16 protein-coding genes are annotated in these 17816 nt (G+C 71.8%); 5 read left to right on the plus strand and 11 right to left on the minus strand.

The genetic code is table 11. From position 1 onward, the window contains the following. The first annotated feature begins 4 nt into the window (after positions 1-4). The gene (gene glpK, locus FBY41_RS20600) at positions 5-1531 is read left to right on the plus strand and encodes a glycerol kinase GlpK (RefSeq protein WP_141846699.1); all 1527 of its coding nucleotides are present in this window, start codon (positions 5-7) and stop codon (positions 1529-1531) included. 10 nt (positions 1532-1541) lie between these two features. Here glpK and tpx read toward each other — a convergent pair whose 3' ends face one another. After that, positions 1542-2033: a thiol peroxidase gene (gene tpx, locus FBY41_RS20605; RefSeq protein ID WP_141846701.1), complete on the minus strand. Its 492-nt coding sequence runs from the start codon at positions 2031-2033 to the stop codon at positions 1542-1544. Between the two features lie 145 nt (positions 2034-2178). On the opposite strand from tpx, the gene FBY41_RS20610 reads away from it, so the two are divergent. The 3 genes from FBY41_RS20610 to FBY41_RS20620 all read left to right on the plus strand — a co-directional run bounded on the left by FBY41_RS20610 (position 2179) and on the right by FBY41_RS20620 (position 6291). Then, positions 2179-2430, plus strand: coding sequence for a hypothetical protein (locus FBY41_RS20610; protein WP_141846702.1), 252 nt, complete (start codon positions 2179-2181; stop codon positions 2428-2430). Between the two features lie 67 nt (positions 2431-2497). Continuing rightward, a complete protein-coding gene (locus FBY41_RS20615; RefSeq protein ID WP_185749184.1) occupies positions 2498-5353 on the plus strand; it encodes an alpha/beta fold hydrolase in 2856 nt (951 codons plus the stop codon). After that, positions 5350-6291, plus strand: coding sequence for an ABC transporter permease (locus tag FBY41_RS20620; protein WP_141846707.1), 942 nt, complete (start codon positions 5350-5352; stop codon positions 6289-6291). Before FBY41_RS20615 ends, FBY41_RS20620 begins: the two co-directional genes overlap by 4 nt. Positions 6292-6395: 104 nt before the next feature. On the opposite strand, the gene FBY41_RS20625 is transcribed toward FBY41_RS20620, so the two are convergent. From FBY41_RS20625 to FBY41_RS20660, 7 genes are all read right to left on the minus strand, one after another. Further along, positions 6396-7136 (minus strand): hypothetical protein, encoded by a 741-nt coding sequence (locus tag FBY41_RS20625; RefSeq protein WP_141846709.1) that lies wholly within the window; start codon positions 7134-7136, stop codon positions 6396-6398. Positions 7137-7468: 332 nt separating this feature from the next. Then, positions 7469-8005, minus strand: coding sequence for a SigE family RNA polymerase sigma factor (locus tag FBY41_RS20630; RefSeq protein ID WP_221629375.1), 537 nt, complete (start codon positions 8003-8005; stop codon positions 7469-7471). A 313-nt stretch (positions 8006-8318) separates the two neighbouring features. Next, on the minus strand, positions 8319-9587 hold the full coding sequence (locus FBY41_RS20640) for a type II toxin-antitoxin system HipA family toxin (protein WP_141846711.1): 1269 nt from the start codon (positions 9585-9587) through the stop codon (positions 8319-8321). Continuing rightward, positions 9584-9907, minus strand: coding sequence for a helix-turn-helix domain-containing protein (locus tag FBY41_RS20645; RefSeq protein WP_260439949.1), 324 nt, complete (start codon positions 9905-9907; stop codon positions 9584-9586). The genes FBY41_RS20640 and FBY41_RS20645 overlap by 4 nt, the downstream gene beginning before the upstream one ends. Before the next feature lie 99 nt (positions 9908-10006). Then, positions 10007-10432, minus strand: a complete 426-nt coding sequence (locus tag FBY41_RS20650; protein WP_141846715.1) for a DUF309 domain-containing protein — start codon at positions 10430-10432, stop codon at positions 10007-10009. Positions 10433-10479: 47 nt separating this feature from the next. Beyond that, on the minus strand, positions 10480-11724 hold the full coding sequence (locus tag FBY41_RS20655) for an RNA polymerase sigma factor (RefSeq protein ID WP_141846717.1): 1245 nt from the start codon (positions 11722-11724) through the stop codon (positions 10480-10482). After that, positions 11724-12092, minus strand: coding sequence for a YciI family protein (locus FBY41_RS20660; RefSeq protein WP_141846719.1), 369 nt, complete (start codon positions 12090-12092; stop codon positions 11724-11726). The genes FBY41_RS20655 and FBY41_RS20660 overlap by 1 nt, the downstream gene beginning before the upstream one ends. A gap of 150 nt (positions 12093-12242) precedes the next feature. Between FBY41_RS20660 and map the strand changes: the two genes are divergently transcribed. Further along, complete coding sequence (map, locus tag FBY41_RS20665) at positions 12243-13022, plus strand: type I methionyl aminopeptidase (protein WP_141846721.1); 780 nt, start codon at positions 12243-12245, stop codon at positions 13020-13022. Positions 13023-13031: 9 nt separating this feature from the next. On the opposite strand, the gene FBY41_RS20670 is transcribed toward map, so the two are convergent. From FBY41_RS20670 to yicI, 3 genes are read right to left on the minus strand one after another with little or no spacing between them, the layout of a single operon-like run. Beyond that, positions 13032-13904 carry an LLM class F420-dependent oxidoreductase gene (locus tag FBY41_RS20670; protein WP_141846723.1) on the minus strand — a complete coding sequence of 291 codons (873 nt, stop codon included), beginning with the start codon at positions 13902-13904 and terminating at the stop codon, positions 13032-13034. A gap of 48 nt (positions 13905-13952) precedes the next feature. Beyond that, positions 13953-15434, minus strand: a complete 1482-nt coding sequence (locus FBY41_RS20675; RefSeq protein WP_141846725.1) for a GH1 family beta-glucosidase — start codon at positions 15432-15434, stop codon at positions 13953-13955. Beyond that, positions 15431-17797, minus strand: coding sequence for an alpha-xylosidase (yicI, locus tag FBY41_RS20680; RefSeq protein ID WP_141846727.1), 2367 nt, complete (start codon positions 17795-17797; stop codon positions 15431-15433). Before yicI ends, FBY41_RS20675 begins: the two co-directional genes overlap by 4 nt. Between the last annotated feature and the right edge of the window lie 19 nt (positions 17798-17816).

Here is a 17816-nt window from a genome sequence, read left to right on the forward strand (position 1 = left end):
GGGCATGCCGACAGCGCAGAGCAGCCACGTCGTCGCGATCGACCAGGGCACCACGAGCACCCGTGCCATGGTCTTCGACCGCAGGGGCCGGGTCGTGGCGGTCGACCAGCTCGAGCACCGCCAGATCTTCCCGCGGGCCGGCTGGGTCGAGCACGACGCGCTCGAGATCTGGCAGAACACCCGGGCGGTCGTCGGCGGCGCGCTCGGCAAGGCCAACCTCAACGCGACCCACATCGCGGCGGTCGGCATCACCAACCAGCGCGAGACCGCCGTCGTGTGGGACCGCGCGACCGGGCAGCCGATCCACAACGCGATCGTGTGGCAGGACACCCGGACCCAGGCGATCTGCGACGAGCTCGCCGGAGACTCCGGGCCCGAGCGATTCAAGTCCGTCACGGGGCTGCCGCTCGCGACGTACTTCGCCGGCCCCAAGGTGCGCTGGATCCTCGACAACGTCGAGGGGGCACGGCAGCGGGCCGAGGCCGGCGAGCTGCTCTGCGGCACCATCGACACCTGGCTGCTGTGGAACCTCACGGGCGGCGCAGACGACGGCGGCGTGCACGTCACCGACGTCACCAACGCCTCACGCACCCTCCTCATGGACCTGCGCACCCTCGCCTGGGACGAGGGGATCGCCGCCGAGATGGGGGTGCCGCTCGCGATGCTCCCCGCGATCCGCTCGTCGTCGGAGGTCTACGGCACGTGCAAGCCGGGCATCCTCATCGACGTGCCGGTCGCCGGCATCCTCGGCGACCAGCAGGCGGCGACGTTCGGCCAGGCGTGCCTCGAGGTCGGCACGGCGAAGAACACCTACGGCACCGGCAACTTCATGCTGCTCAACACCGGTCACGACATCATCGACTCGACCCACGGGCTGCTCACGACCGTCTGCTACCAGCTCGGCGACGCCGCGCCGGTCTACGCGCTCGAGGGCTCGATCGCCGTCACCGGCTCGCTCGTGCAGTGGCTGCGCGACAACCTCGGGCTCATCGCCGACGCCAAGGAGGTCGAGACCCTCGCCGCGACGGTCGGTGACAACGGCGGCGCCTACTTCGTGCCGGCCTTCTCGGGGCTCTTCGCGCCGCACTGGCGCTCCGACGCGCGCGGTGCGCTCGTCGGGTTGACCCGATTCGTCAACAAGGGCCACATCGCGCGGGCAGCCTTGGAGGCCACGGCTTTCCAGACCCGAGAGGTGCTCGAGGCGATGAACGCCGACTCGGGCGTGCCCCTCACCGAGCTGCGTGTCGACGGCGGCATGGTGGCCAACGAGACGCTCATGCAGTTCCAGGCCGACCTGCTCGGCGTCGACGTCGTGCGTCCCCTCGTCGCGGAGACGACGGCCCTCGGGGCGGCGTATGCCGCCGGGCTGGCTGTCGGCTACTGGTCGAGCACCGACGAGATCACCGAGAACTGGGGCGAGGACCGTCGCTGGTCACCCCGGATGGACGAGGCCGAGCGGGAGCGCCTCTACCGGCAGTGGAAGAAGGCCGTGCAGCGCACCCTCGACTGGGTCGACGAGGACACGGCCTGACCGTCGTGGGTCAGCCGAGGGCCGCGATCGCCGCGTCGTAGTCGGGCTCCTGGCCGATGGTCGGCACGACCTGCGTGTGCGTGATGATCCCCTCCGCGTCGATGACGACGACAGCCCGCGCGAGGAGGCCACGGAAGGCCCCGTTGTGCAGCTGCACGCCGTAGTCCTCGCCGAAGTGGGAGCGGAACGTCGAGGTGACGACGACGTTGTCGATGCCCTCGGCCCCGCAGAAGCGCTTGAGCGCGAAGGGCAGGTCGGCCGACACGCAGATGACGGTCGTGTCCTCGAGCGAGGCGGCGAGCTCGTTGAAGCGGCGCACGCTCGCGGCGCAGACCCCCGTGTCGATGCTCGGGAAGATGTTGAGGACGACGCGCGTGCCGTGGGGCAGGGTCACGTCACCCAGGTCAGAGCCGGTGAGGGTGAACTCCGGAGCGATGTCTCCCACGGCGGGGAGCTCTCCGACGGTGTGGACCTCGGTGTCGCCGAGACGCGTGGTTGCCATGTGACGGTTCTAGCATCCGGGCGCTGCTGGTGCGCGGGGCGTCCGTCACCGGCAGCGGGTGCGCGCTCGTCGAGCGCTCCGCGTAGGTTGTCTGCCATGACGGAGCAGACGGGCCTGCCGCTCGAGCCCGAGAAGGTGCGCGGCCGTGGCTGACCCGCAGGAGTCGACAGGGGGCGGCACCCGCTTTCTCATCAACATGATCGGGGTGGTGGGCCTCGTCTTCGGGGTGCTGCCGATCGTGCGCTACCTCCTCCAGCTCGACGTCTTCGGCTTCACGACGGCCCCCTACGACTGGCTTCAGCTGGACGGCGCGGCCCGGTTCCTGCCGCCCGCGATGGTCCTCGTCGTCTGCATCGTCGCGGCCTACCTCCTCGAGAAGCGGCTCGAGCGGAGCTGACGCTCCGCCGTGCCAAGGTTGGACGGTGGCTGACGGTTCAACGACCGCAGCGTGATGTGATGTGGGCATGTCGCTCCGGGCCCCCCTCATCGCCGCGCTCGTCGTCGCGTCGAGCCTCGCGATCGCGCCCGGGGCCCCGGCCGTGGGCGCACCGCAGCCGACCGCCGCCATCGCGGTCCCAGCTGCGGCTCCCGCTGCCGACCAGGTGACGCCGGAGGTCTCCTCGGTACCGGTCGGCCCCGAGCCCGACGGCACCGGCGTGAGCCTCGACGTCAGCGTGTGGCCGCAGGCATCCGGCAAGCACCCGGTCGTGCTGCTCGCCCACGGCTTCGGCGGCTCCAAGGAGTCCGTCACCGACCAGGCGAGCGCCCTCCACGAGCGCGGCTACGTCGTCGTGGCGTGGAGCGCCCGCGGGCACGGGGCGTCCGGCGGCACGATCCACCTCAACGACCCGGCCTACGAGATCGCCGACGCGCGCAAGCTGCTCGACCTCGCTGCCACGCGCAGCGACGTCGAGCTCGACGCGCCGGGCGACCCGCGGGCCGGCGTCATGGGCGGGTCCTATGGCGGTGCACTCGGCCTCATGCTCGCCGGCGTCGACCGCCGCGTCGACGGCGTCGTCTCGGCCATCACGTGGAACGACCTCGCCGACGCGTTCTTCCCGCAGGCGGCGCTCAACACCCCGCCCACCACCGCCGCCGGTCGCGCTCCGATCGCGACGCCGGGGCCGTTCAAGCAGGTCTGGGCCACGAACTTCTTCCTCTCGGCGGGCCGCGGTGCCGGCGCGTCCAGTGCATCCGCTGCCGGCCCCGCGAGCTCGTGCGGGCGCTTCGACCCCACGCTCTGCCGTCTCTTCGTGCAGGCCTCCGAGTCGGGCACCGCATCACCCGAGCTGCTGGCCCTGCTCCACGCCCACAGCCCCAAGCCGACCATGGCGCAGGTCACCGCCCCGACCCTCCTCGTGCAGGGCGTCGCCGACTCCCTCTTCGGGCTCGACCAGGCCGACGCCAACGCCCAGGCACTCGCCGCCAGTGGCACGCCGTATGCCGTCCGGTGGAGTGACGGGGGACACGACGGCCCGAGCAGCCACGAGGCGGAGGAGACCGAGGCGTCCTACCAGTGGCTCGACCACTACGTCCGTGACAAGGCCTCGCACGACGGACCCCTGCCGACGGCCGCCTTCACCTACGGGATCCCCGCCACGCGCAGTGGCCAGCCGAGCACGCTCACGACGCTGCCGGCATACCCCGGCCTGTCGGGTGGGCCGCTCGTCACCCGCGAGCTGCCCCTGGCGACGGCCGAGGGGGCGCTCGTCCACCCGCCCGGTGGGCAGCCGGCCTCGCTCATCGCGGTGCCGGGGCTCGCCGCGCTCGGGATCAGCCTGTCGACGTACCAGATCGCGGCGCTGCCCGGGCAGTCGACGGCGCTCGACACGCAGCCGATCGCCGAGGCGACGACCGTCGTCGGGTCGCCGGTCATGCGCTTCACCGTCACGTCCGACAGTCGCGAGGTCACGCTCTTCGCGTCGGTGTGGCGGGTGACCGGCGGCTCGGTCACGCTGACCAACCCACTCGTCGCGCCGGTGCGGCTCGAGGTGACGCCGGGTCGGCCGACCCCGGTGATGATCTCGCTGCCGGGCGCGACCTACGAGCTGCCCGCGGGCACCCGGTGGCGGGTCCTGCTGACGAGCACCGAGTCGACCTACGCCAACTCGCGGGTGCCCAGCCGCATCCGCATCACCGACGCATCGGCCCTCACGCTGCCGGTCGCGGTCGGCACGAGCGTCGGGGGAGCCGTCGCCGGGGGGCTCGACACCGAGGCGATCATCGCGCTGGCCCTGCTCGGGGTGCTCCTGCTCCTCGCCCTCGGCGGGTGGCTGGTGCGTCGCCGGCGCCGTCGTCACCTGCCGGCGCGTCCGGACCTCGCCGACATCCCGCTCGTCGTCGAAGGGCTCGTCAAGACCTACTCCGACGGGCACCGCGCCGTCGACGACGTGTCGTGGCGCGCCGAGAAGGGCCAGGTCGTGGGGCTGCTCGGGCCCAATGGCGCCGGCAAGACGACGACGATGCGCATGGTCATGGGACTCATCAGCTCCGACGCCGGGTCGGTGCACGTGCTCGGCGAGGAGGTGCAGGCCGGCTCGCCGGTGCTCGGCCGGGTCGGTGCCCTCATCGAGGGGCCGGGTTTCCTGCCGCACCTCACGGGTCGGCAGAACCTCGAGGCCTACTGGGCGGCGACCGGTCGCGCGACGGAGGACGCCCACTTCGACGAGGCACTCGACGTCGCCGCCCTCGGGGGAGCGGTCGACCGGCCGGTCAAGTCCTACAGCCAGGGCATGCGCCAGCGGCTCGGCATCGCCCAGGCGATGCTCGGGCTGCCGGAGCTGCTCATCCTCGACGAGCCGACCAACGGCCTCGACCCGCCACAGATCGCGGCGATGCGCCCGATCCTGCGCCGGTATGCCGAGACCGGCCGCACCGTCGTCATCTCGAGCCACATGCTGGCCGAGGTCGAGATGACGTGCACCCACGTCGTCGTCATGCACGCCGGCCGGGTCATCACCTCGGGCCTCGTGGCCGACCTCGTCGACAGCGACGACACGACGATCGTCGACCTGCCCGAGCACGTCGACCACCACGCGCTCGCGGCGGCGGTGCACGCGCTCGAGGCCTCGGAGGGCATCACCGAGGTGCGCGTCGACACCCCGACCCGTCTCGTCGTCGTGGCCGACCGAGGTCGCGCCGACGTCGTGGCAGCAGCGGTCGGCGCCGGTCTGCCGGTCGTCGGGGTGAGCAGTCGGCGCCACCTCGAGGAGGTCTTCCTCGGTGTCATCTCGTCGGCCTCCGCCCCGGGCGAGCCGATCGAGCCCGGTGACGAGGGCGCGTCCCTCGTCGAGCGACTGAGGCAGGTGAGGGCCCGATGAGCGAGACTCCACGACCGGCGCCGACGGATGCCGGCGCCCAGCCTCCGGGCGAAGCGCTGCTCGAGGTGATGGAGCCTGCGGGGGCGGCGCCCACCCAGGCGATCACCCGCGTGCGCAGCCCGCTGTCCTGGCGTGCCGAGGTGCGTCGCCAGTGGGGCCGCCGGCGCACGACGTGGGCCTTCGGCCTGCTGCTGGCGCTCCCGCTCGTCCTCGTCGGGTCCTTCTTCTTCGGCGAGCGCTCCTCCAACAGCAACCGGGGCGGTGCGACGTCGCGGATCTTCGACCTCGCCCAGAGCGGCGCAGCCAACTTCAGCCTCGTGCTCGTCTTCCTCGCGTCCGAGCTGCTCCTCGTGCTGCTCGCCGCGCTCTTCTGCGGCGACGCCGTGCCGTCCGAGGCCTCGTGGGCGTCGCTGCGCTACCTGCTCGTCGCGCCCGTGCAGCGGGCCAGGCTGTTGACGAGCAAGCTCGTCGTCGGGGTCGGGTCGACGCTTCTCGCCACGGTGCTGCTGCCCGCGTGGGGGCTGCTCGTCGGCGGCATCTTCTACGGGTGGGACCCGCTGACGAACCCGCTCGGCGAGAACCTCACATGGGGCCAGTTCCTCCCGCGTCTCGCGCTCGCGATGGGCTACATCTTCATCACGCTGCTGCCGATCGCCGCCATCGCCTTCTGGCTCGGCACGCGCTCGGACGCGCCGCTCGCGGCCGTGGGCGGGGCGGTGCTCGTCAGCATCCTGCTCAACATCCTCGACCAGCTCGATGCGCTCGACCCGTACCGCAACGCCTTCCCCGGCCACTACTCCCGGGCCTGGCAGGACGCCCTCGCCGTGACGCCCGACTACTCCGACATGCTCCACGGCGCGCTGTGGTCACTGGTGTGGGCGGTCGCTTTCACGATGCTCGCCTACCGCCGCTTCCGCCGTTCCGACATCCTCAGCTGAGGGCGCCGCCAGCACCGGCGGCGGGCCGCAGTCGGTTCTCTGGCTCGTGAAAGGGGCTCATGCCCCACGAGGGGATGCGTCTGGTGTTCATCCGCGAGGTGGTCTCACCCGTGCAGGCTGCCGCGGCGCAGGACCGTTCCGTCCGATGTTGTCACGACATATGTGCCGTTTTGCAGGCCGCCTGTCTGAGGTCCGCTGATCACGATGGCGTAGCGCCCGTCGACCACGGGAAAGCTGAACTTCTCGCCCGTGCCCAAGGTCACCTTGACCCGTGTGGCGCGGGTCGCCACGCCACCGTCGTCACGGAGCGTCGCTGCTCCGTAGAACATGCTCCCCGCCTTCGTCCCGGGCTTCGACGTGCGGCGGTAGGTTCCGTCCAGGGCCACGACGTACGCGGACGCGCCTGTCCACGGCAGGTTCGACTCGTAGATCCTCACCTCTTGAAACGGGGTGCCGCGCGGCTCCCACGCCTGCGGGGTGAGGACGCACGCGGCATCCCACCCGTTGTCGGACGAGAACACGGCAGCGAGGGCGCCGTTTCCCGACGAGGCTGTACGCAGGCGCCATCCGGTCAGGTCGTAGCCAGCGACCTGGCTGCACTGTTCTGCGATGCCGGACGTGTCATCGACGGAGGCGAACGGGCCAGGCACCAACCGCGCTGGTGTGGCGTAGGGGATGGTGCACAGGCCGAGGTTGCCCTTCGCATCGGTGGTCTGCACTCCGCGCCCTGCCATCAGTACCCGTGGGGGGTCGATGAGAGAGAAGGCCTTTCCCACGCCGAAGTCCCTGTCTGCCTGCGCGCGGCATCGCGCCAAGGTCTCCGCCGTGGTCAGGATGTCCGGCACGTAGGTCGGAGAGGGTGCCGTCCCCGGGGCCCTCGAGACCGTGGGAGTCGGGGACGGAGACGTCGACGGCGCGATCGCGGACTGGGAGACCGAAGCCTGCGCCGGTGCGGACCTGCGGGCCGCGTCGCCGCTGAGCAGTCCGGGCGCGACGAGCACGCCCGCCGCGGTCGCAGCGACTGCCAGCACCGCTCCTGACGGCACAGCCCAGACGCGGACTCGGCGACTCCGCTGATGCCGTCGGGCCGCGCGCAGCACGTCGTGCGGCGTCCGGGTGAAGGGAGACTCGCCGTCGTCGGCGGCCCCTCTAAGGGCCTCACGGAGCTGGGTGCTCATCAGGACACTCCTTGCAGAAGATCGTCAATGGCGAGACCGGCGTCGTCGACGAGTGCGCGCAGCTCGGCCAAGGCTCTGGACGTCTGGCTCTTGACCGTGCCCTCGCTGCAACCGAGGACCTCGGCGGTCTCAGCCACCGACAGCTCCTCGAAGTACCTCAGCACCAGACAGGCCCTTCGGCGTGGGGCGAGGTTCGCCAGCAGGTCCAGCAGCATCCGCCGTTCGCCGAGGTCATGCGTCCCCGCGCGCACGTCCTCCCGGTCAGGCACGCTTGTGGCGACCTCACGCCGCCACGGTCTCCTTCGCTGGTCGAGGAGCTTGCGGAGCAGGACGCGTCGTGCGTACGGCAGGAGCCGAGAGCGGACCTCGATGCGGTCCCACGCCGCGTAGAGGCTGAGGAGAGCGTCTTGGGTCAGGTCCTCTGCCTGGTGCCAGTCACCGCACATCAGGAACGCGACCTGACGCAGCTCGCGGCGTGACATCGTCACGAACGCGAGGAACTCGGCGTCCTTCTCTCCCGGCACAGCTCGTCTCACACCCTCATCACGGAGTAGATCGGTCCTGGGTTGCCCGGCCGACAGAACCAGTGGGCTGCGTGTGTCCGCCCACCGGCGCCCCTCCCTCCTAGACTCCGCGCATGTCTCGTCGCCGACGTCTGCCGCTGCTCACCGTGTCCGTGCCCTGCATTGTGGCCGTCGCGGTCCTGGGCGGTTGCGGGCAGCAGCAGCGTGGTCGACCTCGGCACCTACGTCGTTGACATGACGATCCGGGTACCGAAAGCGGGCGCCCCCGCGCTCTGACACACGCCCGGCGGCGTGAGACGCGCGGAGTCGCCGGTGGGTGTGGTGGCTACGCGGATGTCGAGCCGCGCGCGGAGTGCGCGTCGAACGCCCACGACATGGCGGTGAGCTCTTTCGAGGACAGACCGTGCTGACGGGCGACCCGGGCCCAGCGCGAGACGGCCGTCTGGACCTGCGCGACGATGTCGTTGGCTTCCTCGACGCCGAGGCGGAAGTAGTCGGCGACAGAGAGTGCGATCGCGATGCTCGCCGTGTCGTCAGCCAGGTCGATGGCCGTGCTCAGGTGCTTGGGCCCTGGTTCGGGGTTGGGGTTGAGGTCGAACGCCGGGGACAGCCGCCAGGTGTCGCCGTCCTCGTGGAGGAATCCGTGGTTACGGAGGTGGTCGTCGGTGTTGGAAATGAGGATGGAGAAGACGATCCGGCGCCAGAGCTCGCGCAGGTCCGCGGTCGCTCGCGACGAGTGCGTCTCGATGGCCTCGGCTATCTCCAGGTAGCTGCCCTGCTCGCCGTCGGTGGACTGGAGCATCGTCATCGCGCTGACGTAGCCGACCCGGCCGGCGGGTCCACCGTCGGCCTCGCGGGTCCGATCGAACCGGTCCACGATCAGAACGCTGCGCCCGGCGAGATTCAGCAGGGTGCTTACCGGGACACTGATGCCGGCCTGGGAGGCGAGCTCGAGCGCAACTTTCTCCCACGCCATGACGTTCCACGTGTCGTGCGCGGCGCTGGGGAACTTGGCGATGGCGAGGTTCCCTTCGGCGTCGCGAACGTGCGCTTTGGGCCGGGCCCCGCCGAGGGAGCTGCCGACGCGGATGAGGCGCTGAAGGTCCGGGAGGTCGGCCGAGTCCGCCTCGGCTCGCGCAGCGAGAGTGAGCAGTTCTGGCAGGTCGGTCAGGGCAGGGACACCGCGGTCCTCGATCGCCTCGAACGGGCCCTGCCCGCGGCGGAATCGCAGGGCGCCCTGTCGCAGGTCGTCGCGGACCCCCAGGAGGTAGTCGACCTCGCCCAGGCTGCGCGGTTCGCGGCCTTCGACACGGGCCTCGGCCGCCTCGCGCCGCTTGACCAGAGTCCTGCCCCACCGGTCCGGGGCGCAGTCCCCGAAGGCGCCGAACATCGGATGCCCGACGGAGCTCTGGTGGGCGCCGGCCCCGAGTGGCAGCCCCGGCTCCAAGGAGTAGGCGCGAGGGTTCGCGATGTACTCGTCCAGATACGTGAAGCTGGCGCTCTCGGTGACGCCGCCGCGGCGGCGGTGCGGGTACAGGGTGCCGGCGCGCACGTCCACGCCCGCGATGGACACCCAGACCTCGACGGCGCTCACCTGCCGGCTCCGCGCGGACGCACCCTGGTCGGGAGCTCCTCGTCGGCGCGGAGGCGACCCACGTCGGTGGCGTAGGGGTCGAGCGCCTTGGTCAGCAGGTCCAGCACACCCAGCGCGCGAGTCACCCGCAGCAGGTTCTCCACGGACGACCCCTGCCCGCTCTCGAGACGCAGGACGGTGCTGCGGCTGACGCCGGCACGATCGGCGACCTGCTCGACCGTCAGGTGGCGCAGCTTGCGCCATGTGGTCACGTCCCGGCCCAGCCCGTCCAGGGCGCGCGCCACGGCCACGGGGGTGCGCGCGCTCGTTGCGCCGGCCATCATCTGCTCCCTTGGGTTTCAGATGTGAAACTTTAACGTGCTTAGAGTATCAAAAATGAAATCTTAGTGTCATTGTTAGGCGGTTGAGTGGGCGCGGTCTCATGCCGTCTGCCGGCGCAGGCAGTCCAGCACCGCGCCGAGGTCGAGGCCGTATGCGTCGCGGCCGGTGGCGGCATACGCCTCGAGCCGCAGGGCTGCTCGGTCCGCGAGACGCTGCGCCCCCGTCCGGTTGCCGCGGGCGGAGTGGGTGAGGGCCACACAGGCCTGTGCGAGGCCCTGCCACAGGTCGCGCTCCTCGTCCGGCCCGGCCTTCCAGCGCGCCTCGAGCACCTCGTGTGCGGAGAAGGGGCGCCCGCCGTCGACGAGCTCGCGCGCCATCCGGAGGGTCTCCTCGGGAGGGAGCGGCTCCTCCGACACCGGCTCGACCCCCTCGGCGCCGTAGGGCAGCGGCCGACCCAGCGCATCGCGGGGTCTCGCCTGCCGGGCACGCCCGAGGGCATCGCGATCACGCTCGGTCGGTGGCATGCCGACAGCGTCTCAGGAATCGCGAGCCGGCGCCGTCTGCGCCGCCCTCACCCGGCGAGCTGGTCGCGTCGCCGGGCGAGGTAGGCCCGCTCGGCGGGGTTGCCCGCGAGGGCGATCGCCCGGTCGTATGCCGCCCGCGACTCGCCGCTGCGACCGAGGCGACGCAGCAGGTCGGCGCGGGTGGCGTGGTAGGCGTGATAGCGGTCCAGGGCCTCGCCGAGCCGGTCGACCTCGGCGAGCGCCACGGACGGGCCGTCCACCTCGGCCATCGCGACCGCGCGGTTGAGCCGGACGACAGGTGAGGGGTCGAGGACCACGAGGCGGCCGTAGAGCGCGACGATCGTCGACCAGTCGGTGTCGCGGGCGGACGGCGCATCGGTGTGGACCGCGCTGATCGCGGCCTGCAGCTGGTAGCGGCCGGGCGGCTCCCCACCGGCCGCCACCGCCGCGATCCGCTCCTCGACGAGGGCCCGGCCCTCGGCGATGAGGGCGCGGTCCCACGCGCCGCGGTCCTGCTCGTCGAGGGTCACGAGCTCGCCGGTGCGCGAGACGCGCGCCGACCGCCGGGCGTCGGTGAGGAGCATGAGGGCCAGCAGCCCGGCCACCTCACCGTCGTCGGGCAGCAGGTCACGGAGCAGCCGGCCGAGACGGATCGCCTCGTCGGTGAGGTCGACACGGAGCGGGTCGTCGCCCTCGCCGGCCAGGTAGCCCTCGTTGAAGACGAGGTAGACGACGGCGAGCACACCGGCGAGCCGCTCGCGGATGTCGTCGGCCGACGGCACCCGGTAGGGGATGCCGGCAGCCTTGATCTTCGCCTTGGCCCGGGTGATCCGCTGCGCCATGGCCGTCTCCTGCACGAGGAAGGCCCGGGCGATCTCGGCGACGGTGAGGCCGCCGAGCAGCCGGAGGGTGAGCGCCACCCGGGCCTCCATCGCGAGCGCGGGGTGGCAGCAGGTGAAGACGAGCCGCAGCCGGTCGTCCTCGACGGGGCCGGTCGGCTCGTGGGGCGTGTCGTCGTGGGCCATGAGGGCCGCCTGGTGCTTGGCGTCGCGTCGGGACTCGCGACGGAGCCGGTCGATGCCCTTGCGGGTGGCCGTGGTCGTCAGCCACCCGCCGGGGTTGGGCGGGATGCCGTCGCGCGGCCACCGCTCGGCGGCCGTCGCGAAGGCCTCCGCCGCCGCGTCCTCGGCGATGTCGAGGTCGCCGAAGCGACGCGCGAGCGCCGCGACCACCCGGGCCCACTCCTCGTGGTGGACCCGGGTGAGGACGTCGTCGACGGGCGGTCGGGTCACTACCCGTCGGTCCGGGCGAGCCCGGGGCCGCGGAACCGGTGCACCTCCTGCGGCCACTCGAGCACCGTGGCGAGCCGGCCCGCCCAGTAGCGCGCCGTCTCGTCGTCGGGCACGTCGACGGCGCAGAAGCCGCCGAGGTGCTCCTTCGTCTCGACGAAGGGCCCGTCGGTGAAGACCGGCTTGCCGTCGACCGCCTCGACGCTGAAGAGCGCCGTCGACCGGTCGAGGCCACCGTTGGTGAAGAGGAGCACTCCCGCGGCCTGCATCTCTGCCACGACCGCCCTCGCGGCGGTTCCCTTGTCGGTGATCTGCTCGCTCCTCTGGTCGGGCACCCACTCGTCGTTGAACGTGATCAGGTACTCCGGCATCGTCGTCTCCTCCCAGTCGTTGCAAGATCCTGCGGACTCTCGCGCGCGGCAGCCCGGTCGGCCGCCGCTCACCAGGTCCACGAACGCCGGCGCCTCGATACGACACCTACCATGTCCGGGTCAGTCACTGTCGCACACGAAGGTCGCCGAATGATCGAGATCCTGAGCCCCACCGAGCTCGCGCGTGCGAAGGAGACCGGCGCCCTCGTCGCCGACATCCTGCAGACGATGAAGGCCCGCAGCACCGCCGGCACGAACCTCCTCGACATCGACGACTGGGCCCGGGCCATGATCGTCGAGGCAGGGGCGGAGTCCTGCTACGTCGACTACGAGCCGTCCTTCGGACGCGGACCGTTCGGCCACTACATCTGCACCTCGGTCAACGACGCCGTGCTGCACGGGCTGCCGCGCGACTACTCCCTGGCCGACGGCGACCTCGTCTCGCTCGACCTCGCCGTCTCGCTCGGCGGGGTCGTCGCGGACTCCGCCATCAGCTTCGTCGTGGGCGACTCCCCGCCGGCGGAGAGCGTCGCGATGATCACCGCCACCGAACGTGCCCTCGCGGCCGGCATCGCCGCCGCGGGGCCGGGCGCCCGCATCGGCGACCTCTCCCACGCCATCGGGCAGGTGCTCTCCGCCGCGGGCTACGAGGTCAACACCGAGTTCGGCGGTCACGGGGTGGGGTCGACGATGCACCAGGAGCCGCACGTGTCCAATGCCGGCCGGCCCGGCCGGGGCTACCCCCTGCGGCCGGGCCTGCTGCTCGCGCTCGAGCCGTGGGTCATGGCCGACACCGCCGAGCTCGTCACGGACGACGACGGGTGGACGCTGCGCAGCGCCACCGGCTGCCGCACCGCGCACAGCGAGCACACCATCGCCATCACCCCGGACGGAGCCGAGATCCTCACGCTGCCGACGTCGCGGCGCTGACGCCTCCCTTCAGAGCTCCCGCGCCGCGGGGATGATCCGCTCGCCGAAGATGTCGAGCTGCTCTGTGCTCGACCCGTCCCACACGCCGGTGTGCACGTGGGTGATGCCGAGCTGTGCGAGCTCCCCGAGGTGGGCGAGCACCTCGTCGACCTTCTCGCCCTTGGCACCGATGTCGAAGAAGCCCATCACCGTCTTGTCGATCTCGTCGTAGTCACGGCCGAGCGCGTCGCAGTGGCCGCGCAGGACGTCGAGCTTGTGGGCGAGGTCGGGGCTGTCGAAGAGGTTGCAGGCCTGCGCGTACTGCGCGACCATCCGCAGCGTCTTCTTCTCGCCCCCGCCGCCGATGAGGATGGGCGGGTGCGGGCGCTGCACGGACTGCGGCGAGTTGAGCGTGCTGCCGAGCTGGTAGTGCTTGCCGGTGTAGGGCTCGTCGCTGTCGCTCCACATCTGCAGGCAGATCTGCAGGGTCTCCTCGAGCCGCTCGAAGCGCTCGGCGGTGGACGGGAAGGGCAGGCCGAGCCCGACGCACTCCTCCTCGTTCCACGCCGCACCGATGCCGAGCCAGGCCCGCCCCCTGGAGAGCACGTCGAGCGTCGTCACCTCCTTGGCGAGCAGCCCCGGCTCGCGGTAGATCGCCGCGGTGACCCACGCGAGCAGCTCGACGCGCTCGGTGACGGCGGCGAGGAAGCCGAGCGTCGTGTACGCCTCGAGCATCTCGTGCTCCTTGGGCCCGACGCCGCGGATCTGCCAGACGTGGTCCATGACGGAGAGCTTCGTGAAGCCGATCTCCTCGGCCAGCTTCGCCGTACGCGTGAGGTCGTCGACGAAGGTGGCCGATCCGCCCGACCAGGTGAAGTTGGCGAGGTGCAGTCCGATGTCCATGTCGAGCACACTACGACCGGCGCGTGCCCCAGCGCTTCCAGCAAACCCTCAGGTATGCCGTCCGGCCGGCTCTGCGCCCGTCGCCGCGTCGGTGCCCCCACCCTTCCGGTGCGCCTCGATGACCGCGGCGTAGAGGTGGCCCGAGTCCTTGACCGTGCGCTGCTGCGTGTCGTAGTCGACCCGCACGATGCCGAACCGCCGGTCGTAGCCCCAGGCCCACTCGAAGTTGTCGAGCAGCGACCACACGAGGTAGCCGCGCACGTCGGCGCCGGCGTCGAGGGCGTCCGCGACGGCGCCGAGGTGCCGCACGAGGTAGTCGGTGCGCTCCGGGTCGTGCACGCGCCCGCCGGCGTCGACCTCGTCGGCGAACGCAGAGCCGTTCTCGGTGATGAGCAGTGGCAGGTCGGGGTAGCGCCGTGACAGCCCGACGAGCAGCTCGGTGAAGCCCTCGGGGTCGACGTTCCAGCCCATCGCGGTGTGGGGCGGCGCCGTCGGGGGGAACTCGACGTGGTCGGCGCCGACCCACGGGCTCGCACCGTCACCGTGCCCGTCGGCGGTCGACCGTGGCCGGCTGCCGTCGTAGTGGCGCACGATGCAGCTCGAGTAGTAGTTGACGCCCAGGGTCGTCAGCGGGGTGGCCAGGGCGTCGAGGTCGCCGTCGCGCACGAAGCCGAAGTCGGTGACGGCGGCGACGTCGCGGACGAGGTCCTCAGGGTAGGTCCCCTCCATCATGGGCTGGAGGAAGGCCCGGTTGGCGAGGGCGTCGACCGTGCGCACCGCGTCGAGGTCGCGCGGGTCGGCCGGGTCGGCGGGGCGGGGCACGTGGAAGTTGAGCGCCGCGCCGATGCCGGCGCCGTCGCCCGCGACCGCCCGAATCGCCTGTGACCCCAGGCCGTGCGCGAGGTTGAGGTGGTGCACGGCCGCCATCGCCGCAGCGGGCTCGGTGCGCCCGGGGGCGTGGACGCCCGCGGCATACCCGAGGTAGGCGCTGCACCACGGCTCGTTGAGCGTCAGCCACAGGGGGATGCGGTCGCCGAGGTGCGCGGCCACGACCCCCGCGTAGTCGGCGAAGCGCAGGGCGGTCTCGCGCTGCGGCCAGCCGCCGGCGTCCTCCAGCGGCTGGGGCAGGTCCCAGTGGTAGAGGGTGGGTACCGGGCGAATTCCCTTCTCCAGCAAGCCGTCGACGAGACGGGAGTAGAAGTCGAGCCCCTCCTGGTTGACGGCGCCGCTTCCCGTGGGCTGGATGCGGGGCCAGGCGATGGAGAAGCGGTAGGACTGCAGGCCGAGGTCGGCCATCAGCGCCACGTCGTCGCGCCAGCGGTGGAAGTGGTCGACGGCCACGTCGCCGGTCTCGCCGCCGGCCGTGCGGCCCGGCGTGTGGCTGAAGGTGTCCCAGATCGAGGGGCCGCGGCCGCCCTCGTGGACCCCGCCCTCGATCTGGTAGGACGCGGTGGCGGCGCCCCAGCGGAAGCCTGCCGGGAATCGTGCGGCGAGGGACGTGGGCGAGGCGATCGTGCTGGTGTCCGTCATCGGGCACCTCCTTCGAGGTCGATCTCGAGCGTGTCCCCGTCGACCTCGACGGTAGCCCCGCCCACGGCATACGGCAGGTCGGCGACCGGCGCGACGAGACGGCCTCCCGACACGCGGACCCGGCCCTCGTCGGTGCCGGGGACGACGACGCGCCACGCGCCGTGGCCGTCGGGACCGGACGTGCGACGGACGACGAGCGTGTCCGCGCTGCGGCTCACCGTGAAGACCGTGTCGGGCCCGGCCTGCGAGCCCGGCACGACGACCTCGTGCTCGCCGTGGGCGAGCTCGACGAGGGCGAGCGTCACGCCGTCGGCCCAGTCGTACTCCGGGGTGTCCGTGCGGGCACCGAGCGGCAGGACCGTGTCGGGCCGGACGAGCAGCGGCAGCGAGTCGAACCCGTGCTCCTCGCGCACCCAGCCGGGGCCGGTGACGTTGCGGCCGTCGAGCAGCGAGGTCCACCGTCCGGCGGGCAGGTAGTAGTCGACCCGCCCGTCGGCGGAGAACACGGGGGCGACGAGGAGCGAGTCTCCGAGCAGGTACTGCCGGTCGAGGTGGGCGACACCCGGGTCGTCGGGGAACTCGAGCGGCATCGGGCGCATCACCGGGGTCCCCTCCGCCGTGACGTCGCGACCGACCCGGGCGAGGTACGGCATGAGGGCGAGCTTGAGCCGGGTGAAGCGGCGCGTCACGTCGACCGCCTCCTCGTCGAAGGCCCACGGCACGCGGTAGGAGTCGGAGCCGTGGAGGCGGCTGTGGCTCGAGAGCAGCCCGAAGGCCACCCACCGCTTGAAGACCGCGGGGTCGGGCCGGCCCTCGAAGCCGCCGATGTCGTGCGACCAGTAGCCGAACCCGGAGTAGGCGAGTGACAGCCCGCCACGCAGCGACTCGGCCATCGAGGGGAAGGTCGAGTCGCAGTCGCCGCCCCAGTGCACGGGGAACTGCTGCCCGCCGGCCGTGGCGGAGCGGGCGAAGAGCACGGCCTCGCCCTCGCCGCGCCGGTCGCGCAGCAGGTCGAAGACGGCGCGGTTGTAGACCTGCGCGTAGTAGTTGTGCATCCGCTCCGGATCGGAGCCGTCGTGCCAGACGACATCGGTCGGGATGCGCTCGCCGAAGTCGGTCTTGAAGGCGTCGACGCCGATGTCGAGCAGGCGCCCCAGGTTGCCGGTGAACCAGTCGACCGCCGCCGGGTTGGTGAAGTCGACGAGGCCCATGCCGGCCTGCCACTTGTCCCACTGCCAGACGCTGCCGTCCGGCCGCCGCACGAGGTAGCCCTTCTCCATGCCCTCGGTGAAGAGGGCCGACCGCTGCGCGATGTAGGGGTTGATCCACACGCAGATGCGCAGCCCCTTCGCCTTGAGCCGGCGGATCATGCCCTCCGGGTCGGGGAAGGTCGCGGGGTCCCAGACGAAGTCGCACCAGTGGAACTCGCGCATCCAGAAGCAGTCGAAGTGGAAGACCGACAGGGGCAGCCCGCGCTCGGCCATGCCGTCGACGAAGGAGGTCACCGTCGTCTCGTCGTAGCTCGTCGTGAACGACGTCGAGAGCCACAGGCCGTAGGACCAGGGCGGCACCTGGGGCGCGCGACCGGTCAGGGCGGTGTAGGTCGCGAGGATCTCCTTGGGCGTCGCGCCGTGGATGACGTAGTACTCGAGCTGCTCGCCGGCGACGGAGAACTGCGTCGCCGAGACGGCCTCGGAGCCGACCTCGAACGACACCTCCTCGGGGTGGCGCACGAAGACGCCGTAGCCGGCGTTCGTCAGGTAGAAGGGGACGTTCTTGTAGGCCTGCTCGCTGCTCGTGCCGCCGTCGGCGTTCCAGATGTCGACGGTCTGGCCGTTCTTGACGAGCGGGCCGAAACGCTCGCCCAGCCCGTAGACGAGGTCGCCGACGCCGAGGGAGAGCTGGTCGACGGCCCACGTCTGACCGTCCGCGCCGAGGGCGACGCCGGTGCCGCGAGGCATCGACGACGTCAGCTCGCGCCCGTCCGCGACGAAGCGGACGGCATACCCCTCGCCCGTGGCGACGTGGACGCTGAGCCGGCCGGCCTCGAGGACCCCGCCGTTCTCGTCGACCGTCGCGGTGGCGCTCGCGGTGCCGCTGCCCGCGAGCGCGAACTGCGGGTGCCGCGGCAGCCCGCCCTCGTGACGGGTGAGGCGCACCCCGATGACGTCGGGCATGGGGGAGTGGAAGCGGACCGTGAGCAGCGGGCGGTTGAGCGTGTCTCCCCGCGTGCCGATGCGCGCCGTCGGGGCGTATGCGGTGAGGCTGCGGCCGTCGTCGCCGATCTCGAGGTCGCGCACCTCCGCAGGACGCAGCAGGGTGACGTCGGCGCGCGTCTGCCAGTAGCCGTCGGTGAACTTCATGGGTGATCGGGTTCGCTTT

The organism is Humibacillus xanthopallidus, from assembly GCF_006716675.1.
Taxonomy (GTDB): Bacteria; Actinomycetota; Actinomycetes; order Actinomycetales; family Dermatophilaceae; genus Humibacillus; species Humibacillus xanthopallidus_B.